Source organism: Paenibacillus sp. FSL H7-0940 (assembly GCF_037979415.1).
GTDB classification, from domain to species: domain Bacteria; phylum Bacillota; class Bacilli; order Paenibacillales; family Paenibacillaceae; genus Paenibacillus; species Paenibacillus amylolyticus.
Genome location: NZ_CP150280.1, coordinates 6,732,962 through 6,750,307 on the forward strand (window position 1 = coordinate 6,732,962; position 17,346 = coordinate 6,750,307).

Genomic DNA, 17,346 nt, shown 5'->3' on the forward strand with positions numbered 1-17,346 from the left:
ATTTCTGATATCTTTAGTAGGAAGAGAGTAGTATACTGATTTTTCAGTATGAGCGAATTTAAGGAGAGGGGATCAAAATGAACAAGAAACCTAGGTCGCTAATCCGGATTATCATTCCGGTTGTCCTGACGTTGGTTACAATTGCATTGATTGTCTGGCCAATGCTGGCAGGCGGACAGTACGTTGTTCTGGATCCGAAGGGGCCAATTGGCGCTTCGCAGAGAGATTTGATTGTCATCTCGACAATTTTGTGTGCTGTCATTATTGTGCCAGTACTCATTTTGGCTGCCGTAATCGTATGGCGTTACCGTGAGAAACCGGACAACAAAGCAGCATATGAACCTAACTGGGCTCATAGCACCAAAGCGGAGGTTGTATGGTGGACCATTCCAATTATTATTATTGGAATACTTGCAATTGTAACGATTCGTTACACGTATGTTTTGGAACCTTCGAAGCCGTTGGCTCACGAGAAAGCACCAATTACCATCCAAGTGTCTTCACTGGACTGGAAATGGCTGTTTATGTATCCAGAACAAGGAATTGCAACGGTTAATACGTTGAATATTCCGGCAGACCGGCCCGTGAAATTTGAACTCACTGCGGATTCACCGATGAACTCATTCTGGATTCCGCAACTTGGAGGACAGATTTATACGATGTCGGGTATGGCGATGACCTTGTATCTGCAGGCAGATCATGAAGGCAAGTACTGGGGTTCAGGCGCTAACTTCACAGGTGAGCATTTTGGAGAAATGCGTTTTGATGTGAATGCTACATCGGACGAAGATTTTGACAATTGGGTAGCTGAAGTGAAACAGAGTTCTCAGGCGTTGACTACAGAAGGTTACAAAGCACTGGCTGAGCCAGGCACAAGCAACGTTGCTTATTATTCTGCCTTCCCAGAAGGATTGTTCCAAAATATTGTGACCAAGTATGTAGTAGATGGTCAAAGTGCTCACAGTAAGCATGGAACTTCAAAAGAAGCTTCTGGAGCCATTCAAAATGCAACTGATACGTCCAATCAAGACGAGGACGAGAGTGCTAACTAAAGATTCGAAAGGAGGCCCCCAATGTTAGAGGGACTTAAAGAGTTTGCATCGGAGTTTTTCGTAACCGGTGATCCGCTCATTTATGGTGCGATGGTAGCTATCGGAATTACCATGATTACTATTGTAGCGGTGCTAACTTATTTCAAAAAATGGGGCTGGCTCTGGCGTAACTGGTTAACGACTGTCGATCACAAAAAGATCGGTATCATGTATATCATTGCTTCCATTATCATGTTGTTCCGTGGTGGTGTGGATGCGCTAATGATGCGCCTTCAGCTAGCTATGCCTAACAATGAATTTCTGAATCCTGAGCATTATAATCAGGTCTTTACAACTCACGGTACGATCATGATCTTGTTCATGGCGATGCCATTTATGTTTGGTCTATTTAACGTTATCGTGCCATTACAGATCGGAGCAAGGGACGTTGCATTCCCGTTCCTGAATGCACTGAGCTTCTGGTTATTCTTCCTGGGAGCAATGCTGTTTAACCTGTCATTCGTTATCGGTGGTTCACCGGATGCAGGATGGCTGAGTTATCCGCCTCTATCGGAGCTGTCACACAGTCCGGGGGTAGGACAGAACTTCTATATATGGGGTATACAGATATCGGGTATCGGTTCCTTGGCTACCGGTATCAACTTCCTGGTTACCATCATTAAAATGCGTGCGCCAGGCATGAGATGGATGAAAATGCCGATGTTCACATGGTCGGTATTCTCCACTTGTATCATTATCTTGTTTGCTTTCCCGATCTTGACCGTGACACTTGCATTGTTATTCCTCGACAGGTTTGCCGGGGCGCATTTCTTCACACTTGATCTGGGCGGTAACCCAATGATGTATATCAACTTGATCTGGATGTGGGGTCACCCTGAGGTATACATTGTCGTCTTGCCGGCATTCGGTGTTTTCTCCGAGATTGTAAGTACCTTCTCTCGGAAAAAACTGTTTGGCTACAAATCGATGGTATTCGCGATGTTGATCATCAGCTTCCTGTCCTTCTTCACATGGGCGCATCACTTCTTCACGATGGGTTCCGGAGCAGACGTGAATGCATTCTTCGCCGTAACTACGATGTTGATTGCTATTCCAACAGGGGTTAAGATATTCAACTGGCTGTTTACCATGTATCGAGGAAGGATTCGCATGGCGACTCCGATGATGTGGACACTTGCCTTTATCCCGTGCTTTATTGTCGGGGGTATGACAGGCGTTCTGTTATCCGTTGCTCCTGCTGACTTCCAGTTCCACAACAGTTACTTCCTGATTGCCCACTTCCACCAAGTATTGATCGGTGGCGTTGTCTTCGGATACTTCGCAGGTCTGTACTACTGGTGGCCTAAAATGTTCGGTTTCCAACTCGAAGAGAAACTGGGCAAATGGGCATTCTGGACTTGGAATATTGGTTTCTATGTCTGCTTCATGCCGCAGTACGCTGTCGGTCTAATGGGTATGACACGTCGTCTGAGCACATACGGCTGGGATACTGGCTGGTGGGAACTGAACTTCGTATCCACAATCGGGGCATTCCTGATGGGTGTCGGATTCCTGTTCCAAGTTGCACAAATCGCAGACGGTATTCGCAAATACAAATCACTCAAAGCTTCCGCCGATCCATGGGATGGCCGTACGCTGGAGTGGTCAATTCCTTCACCAGCTCCTGAATACAACTTCGCCGTTACACCGCGCGGAGATGATATTGATGAGTGGTGGGAAGAGAAAGAACGTCGTGCCAAAGGCATCTATCCGCCAGAGCAACCGCTTGAGCCGATTCATATGCCGAAGAACTCTGGAATTCCGTTCATCATGTCTGTCTTCTGGTTCATCGCCGGTTTCGGCTTTGTCTTCGGATGGTTGTGGATGGCAATTCTCGGACTCGCTGGCGTAGGGATCTGTATGATCGCCCGTTCATTCTCATATGATACGGATTATTACATTCCGGTTGACGAAATTAAACGTACCGAAGCGTCGTTAAGGGGGTCGGTATAGATGGCTCAAGCAGCCGCTAAGCACGGTGAGAATCATGCACATGGTCACGACCATGGACATCATGATCCACAGGAAATGAAAATTCTCGGTTTCTGGTTCTTCCTGATTTCCGACGTTATCCTGTTCTCCGTATTGTTCGCAACCTTCATTGTGTTGCGTGACAATACGGCGGGCGGACCGATTTTGTCTGAATTGATCAAAATGCCTGGTGTTATTGCCGAAACGTTTATCTTGCTCACAAGTTCATTTACGAGCGGACTAGCCGTACTGGCGATGAATCAAGGCAAAGTAAAACAATTAATCAGTTGGCTGGCAGTTACAGCCGTTCTGGGTGCAAGCTTTATCGCACTGGAAGTATATGAGTTTATTGAGTTGATTCACGAAGGGTTCAGCTTTACAACGAGTGCTGCTTCTGGCGCATTCTTCACCCTTGTGGGAACTCACGGACTTCACGTATCGCTCGGTCTGATCTGGATGATTGGACTTATGTTACAACTGAAAAAACGTGGTATTACCGATGTTACTCGCGGTAAAATTAACGTCATCAGCTTGTACTGGCACTTCTTGGACGTCGTATGGATTTTCCTCCTGTCGATCGTCTATCTCATGGGGGTGATGTAGATGTCAGAGCACAACTCACATGATTCCCACGGTCATGAGCAACATGGTTCACTGAAGTCTTATGTCATCGGCTTCATTCTGTCCGTCGTTCTGACAATCATTCCACTTGTGGTGGTTCTCAATGATATGATGGAAAGAACAGGAACACTCATTGTTGTTCTTGGCACGGCAGCACTTCAGTTTGTGGTTCAACTCTTCTTCTTCATGCATATCCGTGAAACAGAGAAACCACGCTGGAATGTGATGGCTCTTATCTTCGGTTTGCTGATTATGATGACCATCGTAATTGGTTCGATCTGGATTATGCTTAACAATGCTGTTGCACATTAATTGATATGATGAAAGAGCTTCACGACCTTGGAATTCAAGGTTGTGGGGCTCTTTTTTTTCTAAGCAGAAGTTATCGCATATTTTAATGAAAAAAAAGTTGGATTATATCATAATAAGTCGTTGATGAAATAATTTACCAGTGATACTATTGTTATACACTCTGGAAATATATTCAATATTTTAGTTAGAGCAATTTTAGCAAAATTATTTTAGGAGATGTACTAATGAAAGCAAGGGTAATCCGTTATTATCGTTTTGGCGAACCAAGTGAAGTGTTATGTATGGAAGAAAAAGATGTGATACCCCCTGGCCCCGGTGAATTAGCAGTGAGGATGTATGCTCGACCTATTAATCCCTCCGATATTATTCCTGTTCGAGGAGCTTACCCGCATCGTACCCGATTACCAGCTGTTCCCGGGTTTGAGGGTGTGGGGGTGGTAGAAGCAGTAGGGCCGGGAGTTTCCAATCAAATGTTGGGTCGCCGTGTCTTGCCACTAAAAGGTGAGAATACTTGGCAGGACGTCGTGAAGACTTTGGAGCAACATACGATTATTGTGCCGAATGATATCGATGATCACTCAGCAAGTCAGCTCTATATTAATCCGGTTACGGCTTGGTTGATCTGTACAGAGGTGCTTAAGCTTACGTGTGGTGATACCCTGATTGTGAATGCAGGGGGATCTGCAATCGGGCGAATCTTTGCACAGATCTCAAAAATCTATGGATTTAAATTGATTGCGCTTACGAGAGATGATCGTCATACTGCTGAACTGTATCGTCTTGGAGCAGTATCTGTTATCAATACAACGAAAGAGTTGCTCCAGGCTAGGATCACGGAATTAACAGAGGGGTGCGGTGCTGATGCAGCCGTGGATTGTATTGGAGGGACAGATGGGGAACAGTTGGTGAGTTGCCTTAAGCCAAATGGAACGGTCATCAGTGTAGGACTGCTTTCGGGGATCACACCGTTATGGCATGAAGTTACCCGGGGAACACAAGTTCATGTGAAACTTTTCTGGTTAAAACATTGGGTGGAACGCTGTACGCAAGAACGCTGGGAACAGGTATTTCATGAGGTAATGGAGTTGGTCAGAGCAGGGAGGCTTGTCATGACAAACATTGGGGCGACGTATGAACTAACGAATGTACAACAGGCTATTGCAGCGGCTGAATCGGGTATCGAGGGGAAGGTTCTCTTAATACAGTAGTACATAAGACTTGGAAAAACTCAACATAAAGGATGCGTAGTTAATAACTAATTCATATTGGGGGCCTTGTTGTGAAGATTAAAGATATGATGTTTACTGCGATTATGGCAGCTGTTATTGCAGTACTTGGACTGTTACCTCCGATTCCACTACCATTTATACCTGTGCCAATTACAGTCCAAACGCTGGGCGTGATGCTGGCAGGCAGTATCCTTGGTGCTCGATTGGGAGGGGGAAGTCTCTTGCTCTTTGTTGTTCTGATCGGTTTAGGAGCTCCATTGTTGTCCGGTGGCAGAGGGGGCTTGGGTGTTCTGGTTGGACCTACAGGCGGGTATGTTCTTAGTTATCCGATTGCTGCTTTTGTGATTGGGTTGTTAGTTCAACGTACATCCGTTGCAGGCATTAAATTTTGGAACTTTCTACTGAGCAACATCGTGGGCGGAATCCTTGTTGTGTATGCAGTGGGTATTCCATTCCTGTCCTTTATAACGGATGTACCAATTACACAGGCTATCATAGGCAACCTTGTTTTCATTCCAGGCGACTTGCTCAAAGCAGTGCTTGCTTCACTTATTGCTGTTAGAATCCTCAAGGTAAGTCCTACAATGATCCAGGATACGAAAAGGCAGACTCCGGGGGTCTAACATTATGATATTCAGAGACTGCACATTCTTAAACACTTCTGTACAAGTAAATCGCGCCCAAGTGATGGAGGTACTACAGTGATTCATTTTTCCAATGTAACGTTTGGTTATGCAAACCGAGCAACAATGTTAAACGATATTAACCTTCATATTGGTTCTGGTGAATATGTGGCGTTTGCTGGAAGGAATGGAGCAGGGAAATCCACCATAGCTAGGTTAATGAACGGGTTACTCCTTCCAACCACAGGCCAAGTAACTTTTAATGATTATGTGACATCCAATGAAAATGATTTAAGTATCATTCGTCAGAGAATTGGAATGATCTTTCAAAATCCAGAGAATCAAATTGTAGCATCTACAGTGTTTGAAGATATCGCCTTCGGCCTGCAAAACGTTTGTGTCCCTACTGAAGATATCGAGCGTCATGTAACAGAGGCATTGAGGCAAGTGGGGATGCTGGATTATTATAATTCTGATGTATATTCGTTATCTGGAGGGCAAAAACAGCGTATCGCTATTGCGGGAGTTCTCGCTATGGGACCAGAAGTTATTGTTTTTGATGAATCTACCTCAATGCTCGACCCGGAAGGCAAAGATCAGATTGCATTGCTGATGGGAGAGTTGCATAAACAAGGAATTACGATTGTAACAATTACGCATGACTTAGAGGAGATTGCAGCATCTTCGAGGGTTATTGTACTTGATCAGGGTGACATTTGTTATGATGGATCGCCCGAGGCCTTGTTTCAGGGGGAATACTGGCGTTTTCCCGGGATAACGGCTCCTTTTGTTGTCGAGGCAAGAGAGACATTGAACCGGAAGGGGCTGCACTCTTCTTCGGCACTCACTCTGGAAGATTTGGTGGATGATTTATGCAAATTACACTAAAAGAAGTAGACTTCTCGTATCATGTTGGAACACCACTGGAGAACAACGTATTGAGCAACATTACACTCACCATGGGCGATAATCGTATTATTGCTGTTGTGGGGAAAACGGGATCAGGCAAGTCAACTTTTGTACAGCTGCTCAATGGGCTTCTGCAACCTATAAATGGAACAGTTGATATAGGGGATTTTCGAATGACAACCGATCGAAAAAAAACGCACGTTCTCTACGATAAAGTAGGTATTGTATTTCAATTCCCGGAGCATCAATTATTCGAGGATACGGTAATAAAAGACATTTCTTTTGGTCCCAAGAACTTGGGCTGGTCGGCCGAAAAAGTACGTAGTACATGCTTGGATGCATTACACATGGTAGGTCTGGACGAATCTTTCTGCAATAGATCACCGTTTGAATTAAGTGGCGGAGAGAAGCGGAGAGTGGCAATTGCAAGTGTGTTAGCGATGAACCCGGAGGTACTTATTCTCGACGAGCCAACGGTAGGGTTGGATTCGGAAGGAAAAGAGCAGCTGATGGAACTCTTTTGTTCCTGGCAGCAGGAACAGGGGAGTACGATCATTATGGTGACGCACGATATGGAGACTGTTGCCGAGTACGCCGAAGAAGTGATTATATTTGAACGTGGTCAAGTGCAAAGACATACGACTCCGCTCCAATTGTTCACTGAATATCAAGTTGAGTTGAAAGATATGGGATTAAAGCTGCCTAAAGCGCTCCAGCTCGTGGAAGCCATAAATGTAAAATTGAACGTTGAATTGCAGCTGGAGTCGGTAAAGAAAGAATGGATTTTGTCATATATTGCTGATTTTTTTCAGAGGAAGGAATTGTAGTTATGTCCTTATCTCAATCCTTTATCATTGGTCAGTATGTCCACAGAAACTCCATCATTCACCGGCTTGATCCAAGAGCTAAACTCGTCATCGCGTTCCTGTTCATGTTGTCTGTCATGCTGTTGAACTCATGGCTTTCATACGTATTGTCTGCGGTGTTTGTGGTGTGTGTAGTCACTATATCACAAATACCACCCTCCTATATTGTTAGAGGATTGAAACCTGTTTGGCTAATAGTCATTGTCACATCTGTGTTTCACATTTTTCTGACACAAGGGGGGGAGCTATGGCTTGAAGCGGGAGTGTTTTCGATCTACAAGGAGGGTGTCATTAAAGCAGGTAATATAGCCATTCGCATCATTCTTCTTCTCGTCATCGCTTCATTGTTGACACTTACGACAAAGCTGGGTGATCTCGCACAGGCTATTGAAGATCTGTTGAAGCCTGCCAAGCGGTTGGGTGTTCCTACACAGGAAGTTGCGTTGATGATCTCGTGGACGATCCGCTTTATTCCAATCCTGTTGAATGAAACCGACAACGTGATGAAGGCACAGCGGGCAAGAGGTGTTCGTTTTAATTCCGGTAATATCGTTCGTCGTCTGCAAAGTTTTATCCCAATTGTAGTCCCTATCCTTCTGTTAGCTTTCCAGAAAGCCGAAAGCGCTTCACTGGCCGTTGAGGCACGCGGATATAGCCCAGGCATGAATCGAACGCAACTGAGAACGTTAGCTTTCAAAAAGCTCGACTATCAAGTGCTGATCATATCCATTTTTTGTTTCGCACTTTTGTTGGCATTACGAAAGTGAGGTAAGCTATGAGGATTTACCCGACAAATCTACATGAATATCACAAACTCATATCAGTATCTAAAGGTGATCAGCCTGCGACAATGTGGTTTAGACAGGCATCTTACTTGAACGTATACACAGGGGAAGTTGAACAAGCGAATATCTATCTGTCCGGAAGTCGTATTGCCTACGTTGGAGCCAAGGAACTACCCACTTCAGACCAGACCCAGGTCATTGAATTGGAGAAAGATCATGTTGTTGTTCCAGGATATATTGAACCTCATGCACACCCATGCCAAATGTACAATCCTTATACATGGGGAGAAGCTCTGTTACAGAAGGGTACGGTCTTGTCCATTAATGATAATCTGTCTTTGTTAACGTTTCTAGGAACTGAAGCTTTGTCATTCATTGAGAAGCTGGAGGAGACAAGTCACCATATGTTCCTATGGTGGTGTAACATTGACCGTCCTGATCGAGCTGATCCAATGACTATGGACAAGTGGCTACAACATAACCTTGTGATACAGAGCGGGGAGCTGACCGAATGGCCCAAACTGCTGGCGAACGACGAAGTATTGGTAGAGCAACTTTATCTAACGAAGGCTCATCATGGGATGAGGGCGGAAGGACATTTGCCGGGCGTATCTTATGAAAAAATAAGTACTATGGCTGCAGCGGGCATCACAGCTGACCACGAAGCTCTCCATGCCGAAGATGTACTTAGACGATTAAAAGCGGGGCTGTACGCCTCTCTTCGATACTCATCTATTCGTCCTGATTTGCCACACCTCCTTAAAGGGATGAAAGGTGATTCCCGATTCAATATGAACCGAATGATGCTTACCAGCGATGGCCCGTCACCAAACTATGTGAAGAGGACGAGCTGTGCCAGCATGATCAAGATCTGTATGGAGACGGGAATATCTGTAGCGGATGCCTATCGTCTTGCTACCTTAAATCCGGCAGTATATTACGGTCTGGATGAAGACTTAGGCGGGATTGCACCAGGCAGACTGGCTTGTTTGAACGTCTTAACCTCCATAAATGAACCTGATCCACTGCATGTCCTGCAACGAGGTGATTGGGTGGTCCAAAATCAAAGGCGAGTAGTAGAGCCAGATGAAGCAGAGATACACACTTGGTTGCGCTCCACTTTTCGGTCTCGTCGAACGATCGGTAACCTGAGGCTGGACCAGATGGAAACTCGAACCGACATCGGTATTGAATTGGTGAACGATGTCATCACCCAATCGTACCATTTTGATCCCCGAGCGGAATTGGAAACGGATGAGAACTGGATGACATTACTGGATGTTAACGGAAGTTGGGTGATTAACACCCGAATCAAAGGTTTAGCGTGTGGGATCAAGGCATTAGCAAGTACTTACAACGCTTCGAACGATACACTTTTACTTGGGCGATCTCTGTCTGTCATGCGCGAAGCATCTCAGGAGTTGGAAGTTCGCGGGGAAGGAATATTAGTATATTTCGTGGATGGGGAGCAACTGTACATTCCTCTTCCTCTCAGTGGAGCTATGAGCTTGGAGAGCGTGGCATCAATCGGCGCTAGTGTGGATCATTTCAATGAGAAAATGCGTGTCCACGGTTACCGATTTGGTGATCCTCTGTATTCTCTTTTATTTCTGACAGCTTCACATTTGCCGCATATTCGTGTATCGGACAAAGGGTTGTATCTGGTTAAAACAGGTGAGATAGTGCTCCCGGCTACCCCCTTAGTTAATACAGTAAGGAAGGTGAAATGATGTTACTGGCTGATGCGATACGCATGCATGCTTCCCAGAATCCTGAGAAAACTGCCATCTTTGATGATGCCCGGCAGATTTCGTACGCCGAGCTATACCATGGAATAAAGCTGGCAGCAAATACAATTCTGGCTACTGAGGAAGATTTCGAAGCCGATGAACTTCCTCTTGTCGGCCTGCTGATGAACAATAGTGCCGTGATGATCGAATACTTTCTTGCAGCCACCAAAATTGGAATGTGTGCTGCTGTATTTGATCCCAAGTGGAGCGATGCAAATCTGACGGAGGTTATTAATGAATGTGAACCTCGTGTGCTTGTCATAGATGTGGAGTTCAAAGCCAGAATACCTCATATTCCATCGTCAACAAGGGTGATTACTGTGGATACAGGTGAACCTCATTCTCTCAGAAGGGAAGAAGCCGAACCACAGCGATCCTCAACTGAAGATAGCCTGTTCTACATGGGATATACCTCCGGGACGACCGGACGACCGAAAGGCTATCTCCGTTCTCAGCGTTCATGGATCGAGAGCTTTGCATATGCGCGTGAAACATTCGTGCATGATGCAGGAGACCATGTATTGGCGCCGGGTTCTTTGGTCTATTCACTTACGTTATATGCGTGCATTCAAACGTTGTATATTGGCGGGACATTCCATCTAACAAGCAAATTCCGAGCGGAATACGTATTGGAGACGTTAGCAACACATGCGGTTACACATCTTTATCTTGTACCTACGATGTTTGAAGCACTCTACAAAGCGTTCATGGCTTCTGATTCAGTTATTGCGCTGCCATCTGTCAGATCTCTCATTACGTCAGGTGATAAATGGTCACCAGAATCAAAACGGAAGGTGAAAGAGGTATTTGAAAATGCAGGTTTGTATGAATTTTATGGTGCCTCCGAGCTAAGCTTTGTCACAGTACTTGATCCGGAAGGAAATCGGTATAAGCCTGATTCAATCGGTAAACCGTTTGCCGGTGTGCAGGTATCCATTCGTGAAGCGGATAGTACGGAAGTAACCGAAGGCGCAGTAGGACAATTGTTTGTGAAGAGCCCGATGATCTTTACCGGATATTATGGTTCCGAGGAAGAAACCAGCCAAGTTGTACATGGTGAATGGGCAACTGTGGGAGACCTTGCAACACGAGATTCCGAAGGTTATTTATATCTGGTTGGTCGAAAGAAAAACATGATTATTAGCGGAGGGCTTAATATATATCCGGAGGAAATCGAGAAGCTGTTGTTAACATTGGAAGGTATTGAGGAGGTCATCGTTGTAGGTGTACCCGATGTATACTGGGGCCAAAAGGTGAGCGCACTTATCAAGCTCAGAATGGGTAGCGAGGTTAGTGATGATGAGATTGTATCATTGTGCCGTCGTGAGCTTGCTACCTACAAGTGTCCAAAGGAAATTATACGGGTGGATGCCTTCCCCTATACAACGAGTGGAAAGATTTCGCGAACAAAACTGAACGAGTTACTGAAAATAAAGATATGAACAATATGTTGATTCCTGTTATTCTTTCCGCGAAGCGAACTGCAATCGGCAAATACGGGGGGATGTTTAAGGAGACACCGCCGGAGATACTGGCTGCAGAAGTCATTCAGGCCATTTTAAGCGAAATTCCCATCCCTCCCGGTGACATTGATGATGTTCTATTGGGGAATGCAGTAGGCGGGGGAGGTAACATCGCCAGGTTATCCGCGTTACAAGCCAAACTCCCAGTAGAGGTCCCTGGCGTGACGATTGATCGTCAATGCGGATCTGGTCTTGAAGCCATTCATTTAGCAGCGAGGCTGATTCAATCAGGTGCCGGGGAAGTGTATCTGGCTGGTGGTGTCGAAAGCACAAGTCGTGCACCCTGGAGATTGGAGAAACCCTTGTCTCTGTACGGGAGTGTAGTACCTCAAGTAATCACTCGCACACGATTCTCTCCGGAATGGATCGGAGATCCGGATATGGGGAAGGCGGCTAACAACGTTGCTAAGAAGTACGGTGTGACTCGAATGGACCAGGACGAATATGCGCTTTCCAGTCATAGGAAAGCGATTGCTTCAATACAAAGCGGGCGTTTCGACAACGAAATCGTTCCATTGTCTATCCCGGAGGGTAAGCAACTTAGAATCATTCATACAGACGAATGTCCTCGGGCGAATACAACACTTACGATGCTTGCAGCATTGCCATCTGTTTTCGAACAGGATGGTACAGTGACGGCTGGTAATGCATGTCCATTGAATGATGGAGCCGCTATCGTTTTAATCATGTCAATGGGAAAAGCATTATCGTTAGGACTTACACCACTAATGAAATTTATCGACAGTGTGGCAGTGGGCGTTGACCCGAACTACTTGGGTATCGGTCCGGTTCCTGCCGTTACCAAGTTGCTCAGCCGAAATCGCTTGGCAATGGAAGACATTGATCTTGTGGAATTCAATGAAGCGTTCGCTTCACAAGTTCTGGCCTCTTTAAGAGAACTGCATATTTCAACTCACATTGTTAATGTGGGGGGCGGGGCACTGGCGCTTGGACACCCGTTCGGTGCATCGGGAGCCATCCTGGTTACACGCCTATTCAACGAGATGAGGCATATAAAGGGGGCTCGGGGAATCACAACACTGGGTATTGGTGGCGGGATCGGGCTTGCATCATTGTGGGAGAAGTGCGAATAGGAGGAAACAGCCTTTGTTGTTAGAGGGACAGGTAGCAGTCATTACGGGTTCCAGCCGCGGAATTGGGCGTGCAACCGCAATACGTATGGCACAAGAAGGAGCCAAGATAGTTGTCAACGGTGTACAAGAAGGTGGGGTATGGGACGTTGTTCAGTTGATTCGGAATCAGGGAGGGACCGCTATTGGGGTCGTTGAATCCGTCGCAAGCATGGCCGGTGGTGAACGCATCATATCGGAGGGTCTTCGCGAATTCGGCAAGATTGATATCCTGGTGAACAACGCCGGAGTTGTTCACGATAAGATGGCCCATAAAATGAGTGAAACCGAGTGGGATCTTGTATTGAATTCGCATCTTAAGGGAGCCTTTGCTTGTATCCGGTCCGCTCTGCCGGGCATGAGGGAACGAAGGGAAGGCAGCATTATTAATATGATCTCCGTGGCGGGCTTGACCGGAATGATCGGACAATTAAATTATAGTGCTGCCAAAGCCGGATTGATAGGCATGACGTGGACACTTTCGCTGGAACTTGAATCTTATGGCATTAATGTGAATGCAGTTTCTCCCGCAGCGCGTACTGACATGACAATGCCCTATATCGAACGGGCGAAGCAGACCGCTGAAATGAAAGGTGAGTCGTTTCCCGAGTACTGGAAAGTAGGTTCAACGGAAGATGTGGCCGAATTGATACTTTCCTTATGTCTGCCGCGTTGCCGTAGGGTTACCGGTCAGATATTCTCTGTTAATGGTGGAAAGATCGGTGTGTGGTCCCCTCCAGAGCACCGTATAGTTGCCACCCAATCCAGTAGGGAGAACGGTTGGGAAGCAGGCGAACTCTTTGAGCAAGTGTTGTCAGCCTACGTGAAAGTGTAGAACTATTTCCGAAATATACGAATTGATGGAGGAAATTTTGTTGAAGAAAAAACGCATTTTTATTGGGATGATGGCCGGGATGGGGAGAGTGAATCGTTGTCTTCCCATAGCACTAAAGTTACGAGAGATGGGACATGAGGTGGCGTTCACAATCTGGGGAAATGCCGGGGGCGCGATGGAACAGATGGGTTTTACCTATATTCCGATTCCAGTTATTCCTGCTCCCAAGGGACAGGTTTTCCACCCAAACTTCAAGGATATGAATCACTTTTTGTCCATGATGGGGTACTCGGACCCTGTTTACATGCGAAATGAGCTTGAAGCTCGTCTGCGGGTAACCATCGGTTTTAAACCGGACCTTGTTATTTCCGATTCGAGTGTCCCCGCAGCGTTCATTGCCTGTAAGCTGGACATTCCTCTCGTTTCTATGAATCAGTCCAGCACACTTCCAGGTGGTCTTCCTTTTACAACGAATTATGGATTATATGGAGACATACCAGATGTCACGAATGTGTTGAACGGAGCGTTGGTTGAGTACGGTCTGCCTAAAACGGACAACCTTCTCACATTTCTGGCGGGTAATCTTGCCCTTCTTCCGAGCATACCGGATTTTGATCCGGTACAGATCGGGAAGCTGCCCGTTCCAATTGAATATATCGGTCCCGTGGTATGGAGAGATACAAATGAGACAGGAATGCCTGCGAACTGGTTGAAGAAATCAGACAACGACAGGAGGCCACGTGTATTTGTGTACACAAGTCGTCTCGTGGAATGGGGTGTGGAGAGTGGTGGTCATATTTTCAGGGAAGCCGTTAGAGCACTCGGTAACACTTCGACGGAGCTTTTGATTGCTACTGGTTTTAATCCATTGGAAGGGGACAGCGTGGAAGTTCCCCCTAATGTACACTTCACCTCATATGTATCGGGAGTTATGGCAGCCGAGCATAGCGATGTCATGATTCACCATGGCGGACATGGAAGTTGCATGACGACGATCTTAACAGGCACGCCGTCGTTGGTCATTCCGACCTGGGCAGAACGTGAGTTTAACGCCAAGCAGTTACAGGACGTTGGCGGTGGCAGAGTAATGTCCCCAGATGAGGTTACGGGATCCGCTCTAGCTGAGACCGTTAACGCGATGATGACTAATGGAGACATGGATAAGGCTATGGCGCTGAAGGAAAACGTCTGTACTTCGCAGTACGGAGGTGCCGAGCGTGCAGCTGAACTCATTCGTCGGTTGTTGTAAAGAGGGGGCAAGGTTCTATTGAAAAGTCTTTTGGTTGTCCTGAGAAGTCCGGCCTTACTTTTATTATCCGTATGTATTTTTTTTATTGGTTTGGGATACGGATTAACGCTACCATTCATGCCATTATTCGGAGTAGAACGGGCTGGAATGAGCCCCTTATCATTAGGGATCTTTATGGCGTGTGGATCGTTAAGCGGCATTATCATTAGTACGCTGTTTAGTCGATTGTCCGATAAAAAGCCTGTGCGCAAGTGGATCATTGTTGGATCATGTGTATCTGCTTCTGTAGGCTATGTATTCTATGCAAATACGGACAGTTACATTGTGTTAATGCTGGTTTCCTGTACTTTCATGGCCTTGTCATTCTCGGCCTTTCCGCAATTATTTGCTCTTGCGAGAGAAGTAGTCGAGAGGGAGGCGAGTGAAGATGTCACCGTTGTTATGGCTGTATTGCGAGCTCTGGTGTCTCTGGCCTGGATTCTTGGTCCTGTAATGGCTTCTTTTATAATCTACCAGTTCTCGTACACAGGCCTGTTTCTGGTTGTTTCGTTGATGTACATGCTCGTTGCCGTATTTGTACTGATGATTCGAGCAGACGAGAGTCGGGAACCGGGTGGCGGAACGGAATTATCATCTGACTCAGTACGTAGCTTCAAGCGCCTGCTGATGGCACCGCAGATTGTATTTTCATTACTTGCTTTCATGGCATTTGAGTTGGCTAATACGATGGGGGGCATTGTAACTCCCTTATATGTTACGCAAGAGTTGCAAGGCGGGAAGTTGGACGTTGGCATGATCTCGGGAGTTAACGCAGCCTTGCAGGTTCCCACCATGATCATTTTGGGAATACTGGCCAAAAGGTTTGGTAGTATCACAGTTATGAAATGCGCGGGATTGTTTGGAGTCGCCTATTTTTCACTATTTTGGTTTACCCAATCGGGATGGCAGATCATTGCTATCCAGATATTCAGTGCCATTTTTATCGCGATTGTACTTGGAGTTGGAATGACTTTTTTTCAGGATTTGGTTCCTAAAATGACAGGTACGGCCACAACGTTGTACAACAATGCAAACATCATTGGTTCCATGGGTGGTGGATTACTAGCCGGAGCAGTCGGAAATTATTTTGGTTTTAAAATAGTGATTGCCTGTTCGGCAGCACTTGCCTTCCTGGGATTTGTACTATTATTGGTGCCAAACGCAAATAAAAAGGTAGTCCGGCATGTGGGAGGAGATACGTATGAAAGCTAGTGTAATTATTCTATCGCATAATCAGAAAGAAGTGATTCAGGCCTGTTTGTCTTCCTTATCGAGACAGCGTTTGTGTGAAGGCGATCAATACGAAGTTGTAGTTATCGATAACGGGTCTATAGACGGCACGGGCGAGATGATCGGCAGGCTTACGTATGATTTTCCTATACGATATAATTACATTCCTTCTACGGAGCAATCAAGTCGGGCAGCGGCACGAAACAAGGGGATTACTATCTCGAATGGAGATGTGATTGTGTTCCTTGATGGAGATCAACTCGCCGGACCGGACTTTATCTATGAACATTTGAGAGTGCACAAGCTAGCCGAGGGGAAACTTGTCATAGGGTTTCGAAGATATTTGGGTGAAGAGAGCATCGATATAACGTCGTTAAATTCGGGATGGGTGCATACTGCTATTACATCATCAGAAGCAGATGAACGATTTCAGCTCATGGAACGTTTTTCGGAAAATGGAAGCGCATTCCGCACAGCGTGGCATCTGTCTTTCAGCTGCAATTTCTCGGTAACAAGAGAAGTACTGATCCGATCGGGTATCTTTGACGAAGGGTTCAAGGGATGGGGGTTGGAAGACAGTGAGCTTGGCTATCGTCTGCAACAGGCTGGAGGAACGTTCGTATTGAACAAAAAAGCGTTAACCTTCCATATCTTTCACCCTTCCGAGTTTGATGAGAATCGTTATGATGGTTGGAAAACGAATCTAGATTATTTCCTCGAATGTCATCCGATGTTTGAAGTACAGGCGCAAAACATCTTAAAGGAATTTTTTGACCCAGAGATTAGAAAATCATGGTGGGATTGTTATATTCGCTTTGAGAAGGTTGTAAGAGCATATCAGGGTTACGAGGGGGATCGATTACCTGTCAGCATCATTGTTGTCTATGCCGAGGGCCCAGAACTGATCCAGACCATTTCGGCAGAAGCTGCCCATAGAGAAGTGTTGGTTATAGATAAGACACCATCATCGGACCTGGATATCTTGTGCCAATGTATTAACGAGAAATTTGATGTTTTGTATTACAAGCATCCTTCGGAAGATCAGTTAATCGACTTGTACCATCAGTATGCAGTCAGGGGAATTGTGAAACATGAAATTTTCAAGTGATCATGGATCAGCTGTTCTGGCCCCAAATGATGACA

16 protein-coding genes are annotated in these 17,346 nt (G+C 45.9%); all 16 read left to right on the forward strand.

Going from position 1 to position 17,346, the window contains the following annotated elements:
- The first annotated feature begins 77 nt into the window (after window positions 1-77).
- The 16 genes from cyoA (at window position 78) to MHB71_RS29590 (ending at window position 17,311) form a co-directional block, all read left to right on the forward strand.
- Window positions 78-1,052 (forward strand): ubiquinol oxidase subunit II, encoded by a 975-nt coding sequence (cyoA, locus tag MHB71_RS29515; RefSeq protein ID WP_076253565.1) that lies wholly within the window; start codon window positions 78-80, stop codon window positions 1,050-1,052.
- A gap of 21 nt (window positions 1,053-1,073) precedes the next feature.
- A complete protein-coding gene (locus tag MHB71_RS29520) occupies window positions 1,074-3,044 on the forward strand; it encodes a cbb3-type cytochrome c oxidase subunit I (RefSeq protein WP_036606909.1) in 1,971 nt (656 codons plus the stop codon).
- Entirely contained in the window at window positions 3,045-3,665 is a 621-nt protein-coding gene (gene cyoC / locus MHB71_RS29525; RefSeq protein WP_036606911.1) for a cytochrome o ubiquinol oxidase subunit III, read from the forward strand. It abuts the gene before it with no gap.
- On the forward strand, window positions 3,666-3,995 hold the full coding sequence (gene cyoD, locus MHB71_RS29530; protein WP_036606914.1) for a cytochrome o ubiquinol oxidase subunit IV: 330 nt from the start codon (window positions 3,666-3,668) through the stop codon (window positions 3,993-3,995).
- A gap of 224 nt (window positions 3,996-4,219) precedes the next feature.
- Complete coding sequence (locus tag MHB71_RS29535) at window positions 4,220-5,203, forward strand: zinc-dependent alcohol dehydrogenase family protein (protein WP_340028339.1); 984 nt, start codon at window positions 4,220-4,222, stop codon at window positions 5,201-5,203.
- A gap of 71 nt (window positions 5,204-5,274) precedes the next feature.
- The gene (locus tag MHB71_RS29540; protein WP_340028340.1) at window positions 5,275-5,847 is read left to right on the forward strand and encodes a biotin transporter BioY; all 573 of its coding nucleotides are present in this window, start codon (window positions 5,275-5,277) and stop codon (window positions 5,845-5,847) included.
- A 78-nt stretch (window positions 5,848-5,925) separates the two neighbouring features.
- Entirely contained in the window at window positions 5,926-6,735 is an 810-nt protein-coding gene (locus MHB71_RS29545) for an energy-coupling factor transporter ATPase (protein ID WP_076253567.1), read from the forward strand.
- Complete coding sequence (locus MHB71_RS29550; protein ID WP_076253568.1) at window positions 6,720-7,583, forward strand: energy-coupling factor transporter ATPase; 864 nt, start codon at window positions 6,720-6,722, stop codon at window positions 7,581-7,583. The genes MHB71_RS29545 and MHB71_RS29550 overlap by 16 nt, the downstream gene beginning before the upstream one ends.
- Before the next feature lie 2 nt (window positions 7,584-7,585).
- The gene (locus MHB71_RS29555; protein WP_340028341.1) at window positions 7,586-8,389 is read left to right on the forward strand and encodes an energy-coupling factor transporter transmembrane component T; all 804 of its coding nucleotides are present in this window, start codon (window positions 7,586-7,588) and stop codon (window positions 8,387-8,389) included.
- An 83-nt stretch (window positions 8,390-8,472) separates the two neighbouring features.
- The gene (locus tag MHB71_RS29560; RefSeq protein WP_179086540.1) at window positions 8,473-10,137 is read left to right on the forward strand and encodes an adenine deaminase C-terminal domain-containing protein; all 1,665 of its coding nucleotides are present in this window, start codon (window positions 8,473-8,475) and stop codon (window positions 10,135-10,137) included.
- Window positions 10,134-11,639: an AMP-binding protein gene (locus MHB71_RS29565; protein ID WP_100529844.1), complete on the forward strand. Its 1,506-nt coding sequence runs from the start codon at window positions 10,134-10,136 to the stop codon at window positions 11,637-11,639. Before MHB71_RS29560 ends, MHB71_RS29565 begins: the two co-directional genes overlap by 4 nt.
- 5 nt (window positions 11,640-11,644) lie before the next feature.
- Window positions 11,645-12,814, forward strand: coding sequence for a thiolase family protein (locus MHB71_RS29570; protein ID WP_100529843.1), 1,170 nt, complete (start codon window positions 11,645-11,647; stop codon window positions 12,812-12,814).
- 13 nt (window positions 12,815-12,827) lie between these two features.
- Complete coding sequence (locus MHB71_RS29575; protein WP_340028342.1) at window positions 12,828-13,685, forward strand: SDR family NAD(P)-dependent oxidoreductase; 858 nt, start codon at window positions 12,828-12,830, stop codon at window positions 13,683-13,685.
- Window positions 13,686-13,725: 40 nt separating this feature from the next.
- Window positions 13,726-14,934 carry a nucleotide disphospho-sugar-binding domain-containing protein gene (locus MHB71_RS29580; RefSeq protein WP_340028343.1) on the forward strand — a complete coding sequence of 403 codons (1,209 nt, stop codon included), beginning with the start codon at window positions 13,726-13,728 and terminating at the stop codon, window positions 14,932-14,934.
- An 18-nt stretch (window positions 14,935-14,952) separates the two neighbouring features.
- Window positions 14,953-16,185 (forward strand): sugar efflux transporter, encoded by a 1,233-nt coding sequence (locus MHB71_RS29585; protein ID WP_036668049.1) that lies wholly within the window; start codon window positions 14,953-14,955, stop codon window positions 16,183-16,185.
- Window positions 16,175-17,311, forward strand: coding sequence for a glycosyltransferase (locus MHB71_RS29590; RefSeq protein WP_340028344.1), 1,137 nt, complete (start codon window positions 16,175-16,177; stop codon window positions 17,309-17,311). The genes MHB71_RS29585 and MHB71_RS29590 overlap by 11 nt, the downstream gene beginning before the upstream one ends.
- The last annotated feature ends 35 nt before the right edge of the window (window positions 17,312-17,346 follow it).